Below are 1,010 nucleotides of genomic sequence, written 5' to 3'. Positions count from 1 at the left end.
CGCTCTTTGAGCAACTATTACAAGGAGAAATGGAACATCATCTTGGATATAGCGTGCATTCTCGTGAGGATAAAGAAGATGACAACCGACGTAATGGTTATGGGAATAAAACAGTGAGAACAAGCTACGGTGAGGTCCCTATTGATGTGCCACGAGATCGTTCTGGTACCTTTGAACCGCAGGTCATTCCAAAACGTCAGAAAGATGTTTCCGCGATTGAAAATAAGGTGTTAGCGATGTATGCGCGTGGCATGTCCCAGCGAGATATAGCCAAGACAGTCGAAGATATTTATGGTTTTCAAATTTCCCATGATATGATTTCGAGCATCACAGATACAGTATTACCAGCATTAGAAACGTGGCAGAGTCGCCCCTTGTCTAAGTGCTATGCCTTTTTATTCGTGGACTGCATGTGCGTAACGATTCGAGACGGTTATGAAGCCAAAGGCTACGCTGTCTATACGATTTTAGGCTATACCTTACAAGGCGACAAGGAAATACTTGGCCTTTGGCTCAATGAAAGTGAAAGTAAAAACCGGTGGATGCAGATTTTTGATGAATTAAAAGCGCGTGGTGTAGAAGATGTCTTCTTCCTTTCGATGGATGGTGTGTCTGGTTTAGAAGAAGGTGCGAAAGCGATTTTCCCAAGCGTAGTTGTCCAGCGTTGTATCGTCCATCTTGTTCGGAATTCTCTCCGTTATGTACCATCCAAAGATTATAAAGCCTTCACGGCTTCTCTAAAGAAACTCTATGGTGCTCCATCACTAAAAGCTTGCCAAAGCCAATTAGACTCTTTTTGCCAACAGTGGGGTAAGTACCCAGGTGCCATCGATGTTTGGGTGCGGAATTTTAAACATGTGGAACAATTATTTGATTATGGCAGCGCCATCCGTAAAATCATGTATACCACAAATGCCGTGGAAAGTGTTCATGCGAGCTTTCGCAAAGTCACGAAGAAAGGCGCCTTCCCGCAAGAAAACCGCCTTACTCAAAGTCCTGTATTTACGCGA

At 43.9% G+C, this 1,010-nt stretch carries 1 pseudogene; it reads left to right on the top strand.

The features are described 5' to 3' along the window. Positions 1 to 1,010, top strand: a pseudogene (locus PRIP_RS15990) (IS256 family transposase); the annotation flags it as partial.

The sequence above is a fragment of the Paenilisteria riparia FSL S10-1204 genome (assembly GCF_000525995.1).
Lineage (GTDB): Bacteria > Bacillota > Bacilli > Lactobacillales > Listeriaceae > Listeria_A > Listeria_A riparia.
This window is presented reverse-complemented; position numbering and strand designations above follow the sequence as displayed.